We start from the raw sequence: 17,486 nt of genomic DNA, 5'->3' as shown, positions 1-17,486 counted from the left end.
GCAAAATGTTGGTTCAGGGTTCAGGCGTCGGAGTTCTCGATCAGCAGCGCAATGCCCTGGCCGCCGCCCACGCAGGCGCTGGAGATGCCATAGCGCAGGCCACGGCGGCGCAGTTCGCGCGCCAGGGTGACCGTCAGGCGCACGCCGGTGGCGGCCAGCGGGTGGCCCAACGCAATCGCGCCGCCGTTCACGTTGAGCTTGTTGAGGTCCAGCCCCAGCTCGCGGCCCACGGCCAGGGTCTGCGCGCCCTGGGCTTCGTTGATTTCAAAGAGGCCGATGTCGTCCAGCGTGAGGTCGGTGCGCGCCAGCAGCGCGCGGATGGCCGGGGCCGGGCCGATGCCCATGTATTCGGGTGCCACACCCACCGCCGCCACGCCGCGCAGGCGTGCCAGGGGCTTGAGGCCACGCTGCTGTACATAGGCATCGCTGGCCACCACGGCACCCACGGCGCCGTCCACCAGGGCCGAACTGTTGCCAGCGGTCTGCACGCCGCCGGGGTAGACCGTGCGCAGCGCGGCCAGGGCTTCAACCGGCGAGGGGCGCGGGTGGGTGTCGCGGTCCAGCTGCGCCACTTTGCGGGGCAGCGTGATGCCGCGCGTGGCGTAGCCTTCAAGTTCAAACTTCTCGCTGACCACGGGCACGATCTCGCCCGCCAGAAAACCGTCTTCTTGCGCCTTGAGCGCGCGGGCGAAGGACTGCGAGGCGTACGCGTCCACATCCTCGCGGGTGATGCCGTATTTCTTGGCCAGGTTCTCGGCCGTCTCGATCATCGTCACCGGGCCTGCGGTGTCGATCAGCGCTTCCATCAAGAAGTCCTTGAACTCCACCGGCGCGCCCAGTTTGAAGCCGGTGCGGTGCGTGTAGGCGGCAATCGGGTTGCGCGTCATGGACTCGGCGCCCACCACCAGCGCCACGTCGGTGTAGCCCAGCGCAATCTGGTCGGCCGCCTGGCGGAACAGCTCAAAGCCCGTGCCGCAGATGCGCTGCACCAGGATGGAGGGAACGTCCAGAGGCACGCCCGCGTAAAGGCCAATGTGGCGCGGCAGCACATAGGCGTCAAAGTCCGCCTGCGCCATCGAGCCAGTGATGACCGAGCCCACATCGGCAGCAGGCACACCGCTCTTCTCCAGCACGGCGCGCGCCACCTTGATGCCCATGTCGGTGGGCGACACATGGCCCAGTGCGCCACAGTAGTCCACCAGCGGCGTGCGCACGCCGTCCACGAGCCAGGCATTCAGGGGGGCAGAAAAAGAGCTTTTCGAAGCGTTGGTCATGGTCAGGCCTTGGAGGTAGTTTTGCTGTCGTTCACGCGGATCACGGTGGCATAACCCGTGTCGCCTGCCGCGCAGCCGGTGAACAGGCCCACGCCGCCGCCGCGCAGCACCAGTTCTTCAATCAGCTCGATGATGGCGCGCATGCCGGTGGGCGCCTGCGGATGGCCCCAGATGATGGAGCTGCCGTAGTTGTTCATGCGCTCCCAGGCAAAGCCGGTGTCGCGCGCCAGGGCGATGTCGTTCACGGCAAAGGGGTTGTGCGTCTTGATGGCCACCACATCGCTGATGGACAGGCCGGCGTTCTTGAGCGCGTTGAACGCTGCTGGCGATGGCGCCATGGGCATGAAGCCCGCCTCCACGCGGGCCATGCCAAAGCCCAGGATCTCCACTTCGATGCCAGGATCGGTGGCGACGGCACGCGCCCGCTCGCGGGTGGTGACGATGGCGCCCGCATTGCCGTCGGCCGGGTGCGTCTGGCCGCCAAAGGTCACGGTGCCGCCTTCCTTCACGGGCTTGAGCTTGGCCAGGCCCTCGGCGGTGGTGGGGAAGATGCCTTCGTCGGTGCTGAGCGTGCCGGTCTGCTTGCGGAACTTGGAGTCGGTCACAGGCACATCGGCCATGTAGCGCTTCTGGAAGGCGCGGTCGTTGGCCAGCGCTTCCTGGTACTGGTGGTAGCGGTGCAGCTTGAGGGCGTGCTGCTCCTCGGTGGTGATGCCGTAGCGGGCGGCCACGTTCTCGCCCGTCTGCAGCATGGGGTTCTTGGCGTAGGGGTCGTGGCCCATGTTGTCGGGCACCCAGTGCTCGGTGATGCCGTAGCCGCCCGTGCCGCTCGAATCGGGGTAGTACACCACCGGGCCGTTGGACTGGCGGTCGGCCATCACCAGCAGCGCGCTGGTGGCCGTGCCGCAGGCCACTTCTTGCGCTGCCATCTGCAGCGCACGCACGCTGGTGGCGCAGGCCTGCTGCACCGTGGGGCCCGCCACGCGGTCGATGCCCATGAGGCCCGTGACCCAGGGCAGACCGTAGAAGCTGCCCTTTTGCGGGTTGGTGATGCCAAGGATGGCCAGGTCCACGGCCGACAGGTCGTAGCCGCGCGCAGCCAGCGCCTGCTTGCCCACGGCAGCGGCCAGCGGCAGCGCGTTGAGGTTGGCCAGCGTGCCCTGCCACTTGGCAAACGGGGACGACCAGTAGATACCGTAAGGGATGAAGGCGTTCATGGCAGTTCCTTGCAGCTATGGAGTGGCAATTTAGTTATTTATCATAATCAAATGACGACCCGCAAAAGCTAGGGAAACCACCTAGCAAAGACAAGCGCCACGGCCTTGTTTTAGTTATTTTTAATAACCATAATTTCTCCAACTCACTCACAAAACCATGACCAAGACCTCCGACATCTCCCTTGAAATCCGTGGCGAACGCGAGGAAATCGCGGTCATCCGGCTCACCCGCCCCACCAAGCGCAATGCGCTCAACGACGGCCTGATCCTGGCGCTGCGCGACGTGATGGAAACCCTGCCCGCCAGCGTGGGCGCTGCCGTGATCGACGGCGAGGGCGAGCACTTCTGCTCGGGCCTGGACCTGTCGGAGCTGAAAGAGCGCGATGCGGGCCAGGGCCTGCACCACTCGCGCATGTGGCATGCGGCGCTGGACCGCGTGCAATTTGGTCCCGTGCCCGTGGTGGCTGCGTTGCACGGCGCGGTAGTGGGCGGCGGGCTGGAGCTGGCCAGCGCCTGCCACATCCGCGTGGCCGATGAATCGACGTTCTACGCGCTGCCCGAGGGCTCGCGCGGCATCTTTGTGGGCGGTGGCGGCGCGGTACGCATCCCGCGCCTGATCGGCACGGCCCGCATGACCGACATGATGATGACGGGCCGCGTCTACAACGCCGTGGACGGCGAAAAAGTCGGTTTTGCCCAGTACCTGGTGCCCACCGGCACGGCGTTCGACAAGGCCTTCGAGCTGGCCCAGCGCATTGCGCAGAACGCACCACTGACCAACTACGCCCTCATGCATGCGCTTCCGCGCATCGCCGAACAACCCGCCGACCAGGGCCTGATGGCCGAAGCCATGATGGCCGCCATTGCCCAGAGCGCGCCCGAAGCCAAAGCCCGTGTGCGCGCCTTCCTGGACGGCAAGGCCGCCAAGGTCAAGAAACAAGACTGAGCCCCGCGCCTTTTCGCAGCACGCCAGCACCAGCCCCGAGACAAGCTCCATGACGGCATCCCTCCCCTCCCCCCGCTATCGGCCGCTGCGTTTCGGCGTGACCGAGGTCACCACCCGCCAGGGCGACAACGGCGCGGTCTATGTGCGCGCCACGCAAGACCTGCAGCCCCACCCCGTGCGCCTCACCGACCGCCTGGCGCACTGGGCACAGACCACCCCCGACCGCACCTGGATGGCCCAGCGCGTGAAAAACGCCGACGGCAGCCTGGGTGAGTGGCGCCACATCAGCTACCAAGAGGCTTGGCAATCCGCCCGCCGCATCGCGCAGGCCCTGCTCAACCTGGGCGTGAGCGCCGAGCGCCCCGTGGTCATCCTGAGCGAAAACGACCTGGACCACGCCCTGCTGTCGCTGGGCTGCCTGGTCGCCGGGGTGCCGCAGTGCACGGTGTCGTCGGCGTACTCCACCGTGAGCAAGGACTACGACAAGCTGCGCCACGCCATCGACACTCTCACGCCGGGCCTGGTGTTTGCCAGCAACGCGGGGCGCTATGCCGCCGCCATCCAGGCCACCGTGGGCGCCGACGTGCATGTGGTGCTGGGCCAGGGCACGCTGGAAGGCCGCAAAACCACGCCCTTCAGCGCACTGCTGGGCACCGAAGCCACCCCCGCCGTGGACGCCACCCACGCCGCCATCACGGGCCAGAGCATTGCCAAGTTCATGTTCACATCGGGCTCCACCAAGGCGCCCAAGGCCGTGATCATCACGCACGGCATGTGGGCCGCCAACCTGCAGCAGATGAACCAGTCCATGCCCGTGCTGGCCGAGCAAGACCTGGTGCTGGTGGACTGGCTGCCCTGGAACCACATCTTTGGCGGCAACCACAACTTCGGCATCGTCATCTACAACGGCGGCACGCTGTACCTGGACGAAGGCAAGCCCACGCCCACCGGCATGGCCGAGACCATCCGCAACCTGCGCGAGATCGCACCCACGGTGTACTTCAACGTGCCCACGGGCTTCGAGGTGATCGCGCACACCATGAAGACCGACGAGCAGCTGCGCAAAAACCTGCTCAGCCGTGTGCAAATGTTTTTCTTTGCCGCCGCCGCACTGTCGCAGCCCATTTGGGATGCCCTGTTCGAGGTGGCCGAGCGCGAAGTGGGCGAGCGCATCGTGATGAACACCGGCCTGGGCATGACCGAAGGCTGCCCCTTCTGTGTGGCCGTGAACAGCCCCAATGTGCAGGCGGGCGACATCGGCGTGCCCACGCCAGGGCTGGAGCTCAAGCTCGTGCCCGTGGACGGCAAGACCGAGGTGCGCTATCGCGGCCCCAACATCACGCCGGGCTACTGGCGCAACCCTGAATCGACCCGCGAGGCGTTTGACGAAGAAGGCTTCTACTGCTCGGGCGACGCTGTGCAGTGGATTGACGAGAACGACCCCCACAAGGGCCTGAAGTTCGACGGGCGCATTGCCGAGGACTTCAAGCTCAGCACCGGCACCTTTGTGAGCGTGGGCCCCATGCGCGCCAAGATCATCGCCGCCTGCGCGCCCTACGTGCAGGATGCGGTCATCACCGGCATCAACCTCAAGGAAGTGGGCGCGCTGCTGCTGCCCACCCCCAGCATCCGCGCGCTGGCGGGCCTGCCGGTCGATGCCAGCCTGCAGCAGGTGCTGGAGAGCGCGCCCGTGCAGCAGCACTTTCAGCAGGTGATCAACCAGCTGGCCGCACAGGCCACCGGCAGCGCCACACGTGTGGCACGCGTGCACCTGATGGCGGAGCCGCCATCGCTGGACAAGGGCGAGATCACCGACAAGGGCTCCATCAACCAGCGCGCCGTGCTCAAGCACCGCGCCGACCTGGTGAATGCGCTGCACGACGGCAGCCTGCCGTTCACCATCGTTCCCCAACATTGAACCGAAGCAACAAGGACACCACCATGCAGATTCAAGGACAAGCCGCCCTCGTGACCGGCGGCGCATCGGGCCTCGGTGAAGCCACCGCCCGCGCACTGGCTGCCCAGGGCGCCAAGGTCGCGGTGCTGGACCGCAATGCCGAACTGGCCGAGAAAGTGGCCAGCGAAATCGGCGGCGTGGCCTGCCCCTGCGACATCACCGATGCCGGCAGCGTGCAGGCCGCCATCGACAAGGCCGCCGCCGACCACGGCCCCGCGCGCATCCTGATGAACGTGGCGGGCATCGGCAGCGCCAAGCGCGTGGTGCAGCGCGACGGCAGTGCGGCACCGCTCGAAGACTTTGTGCGCGTGGTCAACATCAACCTGATCGGCACCTACAACGTGAGCCGCCTGTTTGCCGCCGCCTGCAGCAAGCTCGACGTGCTGGAGAACGGCGAGCGTGGCGTGATGATGTTCACCGCCTCGGTCGCCGCCTTCGACGGCCAGGTGGGCCAGCAGGCCTACAGCGCCTCCAAGGCGGGCCTGGCGGGCATGACGCTGCCCATGGCGCGCGACCTCGCACAGCACGCGATCCGCGTGTGCACCGTGGCGCCCGGCCTGTTTGCCACGCCGCTGATGAAGGAACTGCCCGAAGCCGTGCAGCAGTCGCTGGCCGCCAGCATCCCCTTCCCGCAGCGCCTGGGCAAGCCCGAGGAGTTTGCCGAGCTGGCCTGCCACATCGTGACCAACGGCCATCTCAACGGCGAAGTCATCCGCCTCGACGGCGCCCTGCGCATGGCGCCACGGTAGTGCTCCCCCTGAGTCGCTGCGCGCCTTCCCCCTGAGGGGGACGCCACCGGTGGCCTGGCAAAGCCAGTTCCACGGTGGCACTGGCTTGCGCAGCGCTAGTTTCAGGCGCCGAGGGAGGCGCGCTGCACAACACAACGAGAGGGCGTGAAAAGCCCCATTCCCATTTTTTGAGTTTTACCCCGTTACACCAGGAGACAAGACCATGACCATCACCCGCCGACAACTCGTCCAGGCCTTTGGCGCCAGCGCCGCGCTGGGCGCCCTGCACCCCTTTGCTGCCCACGCCCAGGTAGACCAGGTGAAGGTGTACTTCGGCTTCCCTGCGGGCAGCTCCGGCGACACCGTGGCCCGCCGCGTGGCAGAAAAATGGGGCGGCTCCGCGTTCAGCAAGAACGCGGGTGTGGTGGAGAACAAGCCCGGCGCAGGCGGACGCATTGCGCTGGAAACGCTGAAGGCCGGGCCTGCCGACGGCTCGGTGCTGGCGCTGGCACAGGTGTCGGCCATTGCCAACTACCCGCACATCTACAGCAAGATGAACTACACCGACAAGGACTTCGCGCCCGTGTCGATTGCGGCCGTGATGCACCACGGTCTGGCCGTGGGCCCCATGGTGCCCGCCAGCGTGAAGACGGTGAAGGACTTCCTGGCCTGGGCCAAGGCCAACCCCAAGGACGCCAGCTACGGCTCGCCCGGCGCGGGCTCCACGCCCCACTTTTTGGGCGCGCTCTTGGGCATCAACAGCGGCGTGGACCTGCGCCACGTGCCCTACCGTGGCTCCATCCCCGGCGTGACCGATGTGGTGGGCGGGCAGATCGCAGCCATGGTCACCCCGCATGGCGACTTCATCGCCAACTACAAGGCGGGCAAGCTGCGCATTCTGGCCACCTCGGGCCCCAAGCGCTCGCAGTACGTGCCCGACGTGCCCACGTTTGCAGAGCAAGGCTTCCCTGAGCTGACCACCGAAGAGTGGTTTGGCTTCTACGCCCCCGCTGCCACGCCCAAGCCCGTGATCACCGCCGCCAACGCAGCCATCAACGCTGCACTGAAGGAAAAGTCGGTCATCGACAGCCTGGCTATCGTGGGCCTGATGCCCCACGGCTCCACGCCCGAAGAGCAAGCCCGCTGGCAAAAGGCCGAGTTCGATACCTGGGGGCCGCTGATCAAGAAGATCGGTTTCACCGCAGATTCTTGACTCCCCCCTGAGGCGCTTCGCGCCTTCCCCCCAGAGGGGGGACGCCACCAGCGCGGCGGGGCGGCCCTTGCGCGGTGGCGCTGGCTTGGGCCGCGCCCGTTATGGAGGATGTGTGCCATGGCAACCTGTCCGGCCTGTCGGTGTTGACGTGATGGGCATTGGCGCCTTGGCTGGCCACACCCCCTCCCCACCCGTTCGGGCTGAGCCTGTCGAAGCCAGGGCGCAAGCGGTCGCCGCGCTCTTGCGTCGAAATTTGGAAGAAAAACAGCCTTCTCCGCGCGACCATCAAGCGATATTAGCTATCAATTTCAGAGCAAACCATGCAAGCACAACAGGCCCTCACCGACATCCAGTTCCTGCTGACCGAGGTGCTGCAGGCCCCTGCACAGTGGCAGGCGCTGGCGCCGTTTGCCGACACCGATGGCGAGCTGGCGGCACAGGTGCTGGACGAGGCCGCCAAGTTTGTCGACAACGCCGTGGCCCCGCTGCAGCGTGTGGGCGACGAGGTGGGTTGCCGTTTTGACGCAGGCGCCGTCATCACCCCACCCGGCTTCCGCGATGCCTACCAGGCCTTCTGGCAAGGCGGCTGGCCCGCGCTGGCCTGCGCGCCCGAGGACGGCGGCCAGGGCCTGCCCGCCGTGCTGGAATGTGTGCTGTTTGAATGGCTGGCCGGTGCCAACCACGGCTGGACCATGGCGCCCGGCCTGCTGCACGGCGCGTATGAATGCATCAAGCACCACGCCAGCGACGATCTCAAGGCCCAGTATCTGGAAAAGGTCGCCACCGGCGAATGGCTGGCCACCATGTGCCTGACCGAAGCCCACGCGGGCAGCGACCTGGGCCTGGTGCGCACACGCGGCGTGCCGCAGCCCGATGGCAGCGCGCGGGTGAACGGCAGCAAGATTTTTATCTCCGGCGGCGAGCACGACCTGACCGACAACATCGTGCACCTGGTGCTGGCCCGTTTGCCCGATGCGCCCGCCGGGACCAAGGGCCTCTCGCTGTTCCTGGTGCCCAAGGTGCTTCAGGATGGCACCCGAAACGCCGTGGTGTGCGAGCGCATCGAAGAAAAAATGGGCCTGCACGGCAGCCCCACCTGCGTGATGCGCTTTGACGACGCCACCGGCTGGCTGGTGGGCGAACCGAACAAGGGCCTCGCCGCCATGTTCGTCATGATGAACGCCGCGCGCCTGCATGTAGGCCTGCAAGGCATCGGCCTGCTCGAAGCCGCATGGCAAAAGGCCAGCGCCTACGCGGCCGAGCGGCGCCAGATGCGCGCCCCCGGCGCCAAGGACACCAGCCTCATTCAAGACCACCCTGCCATCCGCCGCGCGCTACAAACCCAGCGCGCCTGGATCGACGGCGGGCGCGTGCTGGCCTACCACACAGCCCTGCAACTCGATGTGGCCAAACACAGCACCGACGCAGGCGAGCGGGCCGCCGCCCAGCGCTGGTGCGCACTGGTCACGCCCGTGCTCAAGGCCGCGCTCACAACCGAAGGCTTCCAGGGTGCCAGCGCCTGCCTGCAGGTGTTTGGCGGCCACGGCTATGTGCGCGAATGGGGCATCGAGCAGATCGTGCGCGACGTGCGCGTGGCCATGATCTACGAAGGCACCAACGAGATCCAGGCCATCGACCTGCTGGTACGCAAGGTGCTGGCCGATGGTGGCCAAAGTCTGGCAACGCTGCTGACCACGCTGCCTGGCGCAGCGCCCAGCCCCGCCGCCAGCGCACGCCGCCATGCGCTGGTCGAGATCACGCAGACCCTGGCCATTGCCGCGCAGTCTGACCCCGAACTGCCCTACTGGGTGGCCGACGACTACCTGCGCGCCGTGGCGCTGGTGCTGCTGGACTGGGCCTGGGGCCAGATCAGCGCAGCCAGCCAAGAAGAACCGCGCTGGACCGCCCCCGCCCAGGCCCTCACCCAGTGGGTGCTGCCCGAATTCGACATGCGCGCCGCCATCCTGCGCCAGCGCATTGCCCAGGCATTTGAATCTTTGCCCAAAAAGGCTGCCACCGCCTGATGGATAAGCGCAAACAGCTATCAATTATGTAGCACCAGCCCATTCTCGCTTTCCCTCCCGCAGCGCGCCGGGGCCGCGCTGCGGGCTGTAACAGGCCCCGACACCACGGAGACAACAGACCATGAAGCCGAGAGCCCACCGCCTGACCTGGCGCGCCACACCGCGCACCCTTCGCCTGGCAGCACTGCCCGTGTTGCCGCTGGCCCTGCTGGTGGCCTGCGCCAGCGCGCCGCGCACCACGCCACCGCAGCTCGGCGCCGCCACACCCGCCACGCTGAAAAACTGCACCACGCTGGCACAGAGCCTCGCGCTGCCCGACACGCGAATCACCTCGGCCGAGATGGTGGCCGAAGGCCCGATCACCCTGCAGGGCAACACCACCCAGGCGCCCGCGCACTGCCTCGTCAAAGGCAAGATGAAAGAGCGCACCGGCCCCGTGGACGGCGCCAGCTACGCCATCGGTTTTGAGATCCGCCTGCCCGTCGACTGGAACGGCCGCTTTCTGTACCAGGCCAACGGCGGGCTGGACGGCAGCGTGGTGACCGCGCTCGGCGCGGTGAGCGGCGCCGCACCCGTGGCCCCCGGCCTGGTGCAAGGCTTTGCCGTGCTCAGCTCTGACGCGGGCCACGGGGCACCCACGCCCTTCTTCGGGCTGGACCCCCAGGCCCGGCGCGACTACGGCTACCAGGCCGTGGACACCCTCACGCCCATGGCCAAGGACCTGATCAAGGGCGCCTACGGCAAAGGCCCGGACCGCTCGTACATCGCAGGCTGCTCCAACGGCGGGCGCCACGCCATGGTGGCCGCATCGCGCTATGCCGACCAGTACGACGGCGTGCTGGCGGGCAACCCCGGCTTCAGCCTGCCCAAGGCCGCCACCGCCCAGCTGTGGAAGGCCCAGCAATACGCCAAGGTGGCACCGAAGGACGCGAATGGTCCATCTGCCCAGCCCGACCTGACCAAGGCCGTGAGCCCCGCCGAATTCCAGCTCATAGCCCGCAAGATCGTGGAGCGCTGCGACGCGCTGGACGGCGCCACCGACGGCCAGGTGAACGACGTGCAGGCCTGCCAGGCCGCCTTCAACCTGCAACGCGACGTGCCCACCTGCACCGCTGCCAGCAACGCCAACCCTGCGCGGGATGGATCGTGCATCTCTGCCGAGCAAAAAAACGTGCTGGCCAGCATCTTTGCCGGGCCCCAAAACAGCAAGGGCGAAGCGCTGTACACCGGCACCTGGTTCGACCCCGGCGTGGCAGGCAGCAACTTTGCGTTCTGGCACTTCAACGCCCCCACCACGCGAGACGCGGGGGCCGTGGCCTTCTTGTTCACCACACCGCCCTCCACCCTGGACGCCTTCAAGGCCACCACCGGCCTGCAGTACGCGCTGAACTTCAGCATGGACACGGACTACCCCAAGATGTTCGCCACCACGCCGGTCTACACCGAGTCATCGTGGTCGTACATGACTCCCCCCAACGCGGCCGACCTGAGCACCCTGCGCAACCGGGGCGCCAAGATGATGGTCTACCACGGCGTGGCCGACGGCGTGTTCTCGCCCATCGACACCGCGAACTGGATGGACCGCGTTCAGACGAGCCACGGCGGCAAGGCCGACGACTTTGCCCGCCTGTACATGGTGCCCGGCATGAACCACTGCTCCGGCGGCCCCGCCACCGACCAGTTCGACATGCTGGCCCCGCTGGTGGCCTGGGTGGAACAGGGCAAGGCACCTGACAGCGTGACGGCCAAGGCACGTGGCGCAGGCGCCAATGTGGTCAACACCGAGCTGCCCGCCAGCTGGTCTGCCAAACGCACCCGGCCGCTGTGCGTGTACCCGAAAGTGGCGCGGTACAACGGGACGGGGGATGTGGAGAGTGCGGGGAGTTTTAGCTGTAAGTGAGGGCAGCTTGAAAATGCGAAGCCCGGCTTTTGCCGGGCTTTTTTGCGTGCGAGGATGACTAGAAGACCTGAGTAGAGCAAGGCATGATCTCCCCATGCCAGCAACAATCTAGTTTGCTTGATAAAGAATCGTCAACCGATTCGCCATCCGCGCAGCGATCTTTTACTTTCCGTTGAGAGCACCATGTCCTTTCTATCAGAGAACATCAAACATATCGTGCACATGCGCCAGCGCATGTCCAAGGACAATCGCCTCGGGCTGTGCCTCGGTGCTGGCGTAAGCATGGATTTCGCCATTCCGAGCTGGAAAGTTCTTATTGAAAGAATTGCAAACGATGAGCGCGTGAACGGCACGGAACTACTTAAGGTGTCTGAAAGCCTGACAGCGCAGTCTCAATTTCTCTATCAAAAGTACATGCAGTCGCTGCCTGCAATTGGTGTGAATGAAGACGCCGTGATCAGAGCCCGCAGAGTACAGACTGGTTGGTTGAAGCTAGTACATAAGCATCTGTATGCCACCGCCAAGACAACCGATGAAGATCTGAAGGAGCACCCATATCTTTGGGACCTCGCTTCGCTAATCAAGCGGTCGGCAATGACCATCAATTACAACTTCGATGACACCGTTGAACGAATGCTCTACTGCCATAACAGTGAGCGTGGCATTCCCACCGGCGATGACAAAGGGTTCGAAGTCATTTGGCAACCCACAGCGCAATTCAGGAGAAACCAGGGTGTGATTTACCACCCGAATGGATTCCTGCCACTACAAACTGTTGACGGACTAAGTGAGCAAGTCGTCTTCATGGAGCAGGAATTTGCCGATCAGTTGGTGGACGTTGGCGCAGGGCACTACTTGTCCCTTCTTAGCCACCTTGCAAAGCACACTATCGTCTTCATGGGCCTATCCATGAACGATGCAAACCTAAAACACCTGCTTCGCATCTCCGCTCGAAGCAATCCAGGAAATTTTCACTATCAAATTCACTGGTGTTCTAAAGACAAGCCGAGCCCTGAAGAGCAAGACGCAATTCGCAAAGCCAACTTCGGGATCTACAACCTTGTGACGCTTTTTCTCACGACAGCAGAGATCAAGCAGCTGGCGCGCCTCTTGGTTTTAGACCAAGACGAGTTCAATGCGCAATGTGACTCGGAACCTAATGGAACAAGAACGGAGTACAGGTACTACCTGACGGGCCCTGTTGGCACAGGAAAGACAACGACCCTAGAGCAGCTGAAAAGCATCGCTACGTTTGATGAATGGGTCGATAGAAGAAACACACTTCTTGGCCGACCGCACAGTGAACTCTCGGAAGACCAACGCGCGGAGGTGGACGGGTGGATCAATCAACAGTTCAGAAAAAAGAACCGACGAGTCTCCGCAGCATCTCAGGTTATTGCGGTAGTTGACCGTAGCCCGTTAGATCCTCTTTACTTCGTAAAGGATGATAGTGCCGTAGCAACACGAGCTTCTGAGTTGTTGACCTGGATGGTGCCCCCAGAAGGGACTGTTAAAAGCATTGCAGCAGGTCACTTGATTGTCTTGACGTGCGATCCACGCGTTCTCGTTTTGCGGCTTGCGGGACGAGACAAGACCTACAACGTTGAGCAACTACTTCCACAGATCGACGCAGTTGAGCGTATGTGGGAAAGCATGGGGGCAACGATCATCGACACGACGAATCTAACTCCATCGCAAGTTGTCACTAGAGTTCTTGAGGTAATTCTTTTTACCCCGTACACATCGATCGATTTCAATCAGATATGCAAAGAAAAAGCGAACGGAGCCCACGCATGAAGATTTATTTGGCTGGTCCGCTATTCACCCCGACGGAGCGTGAGTTCGTTGAGAGCATCGCGGATGGGCTGAGTACAGCATGCTCGGTGTATGTCCCGCACAGGGACGGACTCCTTGTCGCGGAGCAACTTGCCATGGGCCTCAGCCGATCAGAGGTATATCGTGCTGTGTATCTGCGAGACATCGATGAGATTCATAAGTGCGACGTTCTGCTGGCCATCCTTGATGGACGCACCCCTGACGAGGGCGTTTGCATAGAGATTGGATACGCAAAAGCTTTAGGCAAGCACATTGTTGCGATCAAGACGGACATTCGCACAGCATTGCCATGGGGCAACAACCCAATGATCGATGGCTGTATCGACCAATGGGCGCAGACACCAAATGAGCTATGGGAACTGATGCGGTCTTATTCCGCCGAGTCTGTCTGAAGACCTGCTTGTTTCGGAGCCACCATACGCTCGCAAGCTGACCGATCACCCAAACGACAACCCCACGTAGTTCTCGACCAGCGACCCTGCGCCTTCTCCGACGAGAACGGACACGCTAGGTCGATACCCGGCCACTTCTGGTCGTTGGCCAGCGCCATATCAGAGTAATTCCGAGCCCGTTCTGTCGCGGTTTTGGTGAAGGGAGACTATCGCGCGATACAGCTAGGCGGAAGTCTGATACCCCGCACATCATCGAGGTGCATCAACCCCCTACTCCGACGCGCCCGGCCTGCGTTCAGCCAACATTTGCGATCTGCCGGCTTCGTTCTTCGCCTTCTTCCCCTGGTCGTAATGCCACTTGATGGCGAAGAACATGCCGGTGCCGAAAACGGCCACCTTGAACATAATGAAGACTATCGGGACCCAATCCATTGTTGAGATTTTCCTGGCTGTTGATTGGCACTCACTACCGTGAAGCACTGCCTCTAAACGCTGCGTCAGCAGCTTCATCGTGTTCAAGCCATCGCCGAATCGCGCATCGACAGCACTGGGCGAATGATCTGAAAACTTGGTGCGATGCTATCGAGCCTGCTGTGCGGGCGTAAGCATCAGTTCTGCCTAAATTTTGCATAGCAGATGGAGACCGCTGCCCAACGCGACTGCCTGCACTAAACGCCGATTTGGGCGTAGAAAAAGGCTTGCAAGAGGAAACCCCATGCAAGCCTTTGATTGGTTAGCAGTGCTACTGCAAGGTGCTCAGAACGGCAACCCCACATAGTTCTCCGCCAGCGACCCCAGCGCCTTCTCGGACGAGAACAGATACGCCAGGTCCGTGTCCTGCAGCTTCTGGTCGTACGCGATGGAATCCGGGAAGGTGTGCAGCATGGTCGTCATCCACCACGAGAAGCGCTGGGCCTTCCACACGCGGGCCAGGGCCTTTTCGGAGTATTTGTCGAGGCCGGTGCTGTCGCCATCCTTGTAGTGCGCGACCATGGCGTGGTACAGGTAGTAGATGTCGGATGCCGCGCTGTTCAGGCCCCGTGCGCCGGTGGGCGGCACGATGTGGGCGGCGTCGCCGGCCAGGAACAGGTTGCCGTAGCGCATGGGCTCGGCCACGAAGGAGCGCAGGGGGGCGATGGACTTTTCGATGGATGCGCCGGTGATGAGTTGGGCGGCCACCTCGGCGGGCAGGCGGCGTTTGAGCTCGGCCCAGAAGGCGTCGTCGGACCAGTCTTCCACGTTGTCGGTCAGCGGCACCTGGATGTAGTAGCGGCTCAGCACTTGCGAGCGCAGCGAGCACAGCGCAAAGCCGCGTTCGTGCTTGGCGTAGATCAGCTCGGGCGAGACGGGCTTGGTGCGCGAGAGCACGCCCAGCCAGCCGAAGGGGTAGACCTTTTCATACTCCTTGAGCACATCGCGCGGGATGGACTTGCGGCTCACGCCATGGAAGCCGTCAGCGCCGATGACGAAGTCGCAGTCGATGCGCACCACCTCGTCGCCACTGCGGTAGGTCACATACGGGTTGGCACTTTTGAGGTCGTGCGGCTGCACGTCTTCGGCGTTGTGGATGACGATGCCCTTCATGCGGTCGCGCGCTTCGTACAGGTCGCGCGTCAGCTCGGTCTGGCCGTAGACGACTACGGAGCTGCCGCCGCTGTACTTGTGCAAATCGACCCGGTCCATCTTGCCGTCGTGGGCAATGATGAAGCCGTCGTGGATCTCGCCTTCGCGGTCCATGCGCTCGCCGCACTGGGCCTCGCGCATGAGTGCGGCAAAGCCATGCTCCAGCACACCGGCGCGGATACGGCCCAGCACGTATTCGCGGCTTTGGCGCTCCAGCACGATGGTGTCGATGCCCTTGCGGTGCAAGAGCTGCGAGAGCATGAGGCCCGAGGGGCCTCCGCCGATGATGCAAACCTGGGTTTTCATGGTGTCTCCTAGGATGGTTGGTGCGTTCATGACATGGATCAAACGGACCACCCAAAGATACGTGGCACAGTCGCCGCGTTGAATGGACGGATAGAGCCAGAACATGCACTTTTCGAACATGGCCGGGAGCCACAGCAGCATCCAGTCGTACAGCCTGTTTGGCGAGTCGCAGCACCTGCCCGACGTGCTGCACTGCGAGACGATTGCCGAGCGCTCGGTGCTGCACGACTGGGAGCTGGCGCCGCACCGGCACACCCGGCTGCACCAGGTGTTGCTGATCGAATCGGGCGGCGGCGTGGCCCACTTGGATGGCGAGCAGCACGCGCTGGCTGCCGGTGCGCTCATCAACGTGCCGCCGGGGCATGTGCATGCGTTTCGGTTCACGCAGCACACACAGGGCTGGGTGGCCACGCTGGCCGATGAATTGATGGACGAGATATTTGTGCGGGTGGGCGATGTGCGGCGGGACTTGGCTCGGCCCGCCGTGGCGCCCGCGCCGCCGGAGCTGCACCAGACCATGGGCCAGGTCTGGCAGGAGTTCTCGGGCCGCGCCAAGGCGCGTGCACTGGTGCTGCGGGGCCTGAGCGCCACGCTGCTGGGCTGGGTGGCGCGGGCCATTGAGGACCACAACCCCGCAGACACGGCAGCGCCAGAGTCCACCCTGGTGCAGCGGCTGGAGGCACTGATTGAGGCGCATTTTCTGGAGCATTGGCAGGTGGCCGACTACGCGCGGGCGCTGGCCGTGTCGCCCACGCACCTGAGCCGTGTGGCGCGGGCTGCCACGGGCGTATCGGCCCAGCGGCTGATTGAAGCGCGCCTGATGCGCGAGGCGCGGCGCAACCTGGCCTACACGCACCTGGGTGTGGCCACCATTGCCTACACGCTGGGCTATGCCGACCCGGCGTACTTCACCCGCGCCTTCACGCGCGATGCAGGGCTGTCGCCGCGTGCGTTTCGGGCGCAGGTGGCGGCGTCGGCGCCCGCCACGGCGATGTGATGCCGGGTGACAGGCTGCTGACACGCCGCTGTCAGCAGCCTCCGCTCACCATCGGGGCTTCTTTCTTTCCATCACTCATTGAACGACAAGGAGCCTTTTATGAAAAACGCCATCGCCTGGTTTGAAATCCCCACCACTCAACTCGACCGCGCCCAGACCTTTTACGAAGCCGTGCTGGGCCAGCCCATGCGCCGCGAGGCCATGGGCCCGAGCGAAGGCGCCGTGTTTGCCTACGACGGCGCAGCAGACGGCGTGGGCGGCGCGTTGATGATGGGCCCGACTGCCCCGCAGGTATCGGGCAGCGGCACACTGGTGTACCTGGACGCATCACCCTCGCTCGACGCGGCGCTGGAGCGCGCCGTGGCCCAGGGCGGCCGCGTGGCCCTGCCACGCCAGGCGCTGCCACCGGGCATGGGGTTCTTTGCGCACATTCACGACCTGGATGGCAACCGCGTGGGTCTGCACGCACTGTCTTGAAGAACGAAAGGAGCACAGCATGGAAGCGCAAGAAATCCACCGGGGCAGGCTGGTTGACCACATCCAGCTCGTTGTGCGCGATCTGGCGGCCAGCCAGGCGTTTTACACAGCCGCGCTGGGGGCGCTGAAGGTGCCGATAGGTGGCGCCGACGAGGGCTATTTCTGGGCGGACGAGCTGTTTGTGTCGTCTGCCGACAGCCCTGCCGCGCAAGGCCACCTGACCGGCCGAACGCACCTGGCCTTTCAGGCGCAGGACCGGGCGATGGTGGATGCCTTCTACCAAGCCGCGCTGACCCACGGCGGCACCGACAACGGCGCACCGGGTGAACGCCCGTACCACCCCGGCTACTACGCGGCGTTTGTGCTGGACCCGGACGGGAACAACATCGAGGCCGTGTTCCATGGCGATGCGCTGCGCAGCGCGCCGTCGGTCAAGATCACCTTTTGAGGCCCGCGCGGCAGGCCCTGCACAACGCGCAAAACGCTGCGGGGTCTGCGGCCACAAGGCGTTGGGCGGGTTGCATAAGTGGGTGCCACGGTACGGCATGGCGTGCAGCCCTGGTTGCGCCAGGGTTGCCGCGCCATCGCCACAATCG

Annotated in this window: 15 protein-coding genes; 11 read left to right on the top strand and 4 right to left on the bottom strand. The window is 64.4% G+C overall.

What is annotated here, in order from left to right; all coding sequences use genetic code 11:
• Positions 1-20 precede the first annotated feature (20 nt).
• Positions 21-1,274 carry a thiolase family protein gene (locus tag DBR12_RS01885; protein ID WP_108615697.1) on the bottom strand — a complete coding sequence of 418 codons (1,254 nt, stop codon included), beginning with the start codon at positions 1,272-1,274 and terminating at the stop codon, positions 21-23.
• Positions 1,275-1,276: 2 nt separating this feature from the next.
• Entirely contained in the window at positions 1,277-2,491 is a 1,215-nt protein-coding gene (locus DBR12_RS01880) for a thiolase family protein (RefSeq protein ID WP_108615696.1), read from the bottom strand.
• 157 nt (positions 2,492-2,648) lie between these two features.
• On the opposite strand from DBR12_RS01880, the gene DBR12_RS01875 reads away from it, so the two are divergent.
• From DBR12_RS01875 to DBR12_RS01840, 8 genes are all read left to right on the top strand, one after another.
• Entirely contained in the window at positions 2,649-3,437 is a 789-nt protein-coding gene (locus DBR12_RS01875) for a crotonase/enoyl-CoA hydratase family protein (protein ID WP_108615695.1), read from the top strand.
• A 49-nt stretch (positions 3,438-3,486) separates the two neighbouring features.
• The gene (locus DBR12_RS01870; protein WP_108615694.1) at positions 3,487-5,355 is read left to right on the top strand and encodes a feruloyl-CoA synthase; all 1,869 of its coding nucleotides are present in this window, start codon (positions 3,487-3,489) and stop codon (positions 5,353-5,355) included.
• 23 nt (positions 5,356-5,378) lie between these two features.
• Positions 5,379-6,143 carry an SDR family NAD(P)-dependent oxidoreductase gene (locus tag DBR12_RS01865; RefSeq protein WP_108615711.1) on the top strand — a complete coding sequence of 255 codons (765 nt, stop codon included), beginning with the start codon at positions 5,379-5,381 and terminating at the stop codon, positions 6,141-6,143.
• 202 nt (positions 6,144-6,345) lie between these two features.
• Positions 6,346-7,335 (top strand): Bug family tripartite tricarboxylate transporter substrate binding protein, encoded by a 990-nt coding sequence (locus DBR12_RS01860; protein WP_108615693.1) that lies wholly within the window; start codon positions 6,346-6,348, stop codon positions 7,333-7,335.
• 320 nt (positions 7,336-7,655) lie between these two features.
• Positions 7,656-9,359 carry an acyl-CoA dehydrogenase family protein gene (locus DBR12_RS01855; RefSeq protein ID WP_108615692.1) on the top strand — a complete coding sequence of 568 codons (1,704 nt, stop codon included), beginning with the start codon at positions 7,656-7,658 and terminating at the stop codon, positions 9,357-9,359.
• A gap of 121 nt (positions 9,360-9,480) precedes the next feature.
• Complete coding sequence (locus DBR12_RS01850; protein WP_108615691.1) at positions 9,481-11,259, top strand: tannase/feruloyl esterase family alpha/beta hydrolase; 1,779 nt, start codon at positions 9,481-9,483, stop codon at positions 11,257-11,259.
• A 183-nt stretch (positions 11,260-11,442) separates the two neighbouring features.
• Positions 11,443-13,056, top strand: a complete 1,614-nt coding sequence (locus DBR12_RS01845; protein ID WP_108615690.1) for an SIR2 family protein — start codon at positions 11,443-11,445, stop codon at positions 13,054-13,056.
• Positions 13,053-13,487, top strand: a complete 435-nt coding sequence (locus tag DBR12_RS01840) for a nucleoside 2-deoxyribosyltransferase (RefSeq protein ID WP_158274960.1) — start codon at positions 13,053-13,055, stop codon at positions 13,485-13,487. The genes DBR12_RS01845 and DBR12_RS01840 overlap by 4 nt, the downstream gene beginning before the upstream one ends.
• 270 nt (positions 13,488-13,757) lie before the next feature.
• On the opposite strand, the gene DBR12_RS01835 is transcribed toward DBR12_RS01840, so the two are convergent.
• Together DBR12_RS01835 and pobA are read right to left on the bottom strand one after the other, a co-directional pair.
• Complete coding sequence (locus DBR12_RS01835) at positions 13,758-13,997, bottom strand: hypothetical protein (protein ID WP_108615688.1); 240 nt, start codon at positions 13,995-13,997, stop codon at positions 13,758-13,760.
• Positions 13,998-14,243: 246 nt separating this feature from the next.
• The gene (gene pobA / locus DBR12_RS01830) at positions 14,244-15,416 is read right to left on the bottom strand and encodes a 4-hydroxybenzoate 3-monooxygenase (protein WP_108615710.1); all 1,173 of its coding nucleotides are present in this window, start codon (positions 15,414-15,416) and stop codon (positions 14,244-14,246) included.
• A 103-nt stretch (positions 15,417-15,519) separates the two neighbouring features.
• On the opposite strand from pobA, the gene DBR12_RS01825 reads away from it, so the two are divergent.
• From DBR12_RS01825 to DBR12_RS01815, 3 genes are all read left to right on the top strand, one after another.
• Positions 15,520-16,413, top strand: a complete 894-nt coding sequence (locus tag DBR12_RS01825) for a helix-turn-helix domain-containing protein (RefSeq protein WP_108615687.1) — start codon at positions 15,520-15,522, stop codon at positions 16,411-16,413.
• 99 nt (positions 16,414-16,512) lie between these two features.
• Positions 16,513-16,890 carry a VOC family protein gene (locus tag DBR12_RS01820; RefSeq protein WP_108615686.1) on the top strand — a complete coding sequence of 126 codons (378 nt, stop codon included), beginning with the start codon at positions 16,513-16,515 and terminating at the stop codon, positions 16,888-16,890.
• 19 nt (positions 16,891-16,909) lie between these two features.
• Positions 16,910-17,338 (top strand): VOC family protein, encoded by a 429-nt coding sequence (locus DBR12_RS01815; protein WP_108615685.1) that lies wholly within the window; start codon positions 16,910-16,912, stop codon positions 17,336-17,338.
• Positions 17,339-17,486: the final 148 nt, after the last annotated feature.

It is taken from the genome of Acidovorax sp. HMWF029 (genome assembly GCF_003060895.1).
Classification (GTDB): domain Bacteria; phylum Pseudomonadota; class Gammaproteobacteria; order Burkholderiales; family Burkholderiaceae_C; genus Acidovorax.
This window is presented reverse-complemented; position numbering and strand designations above follow the sequence as displayed.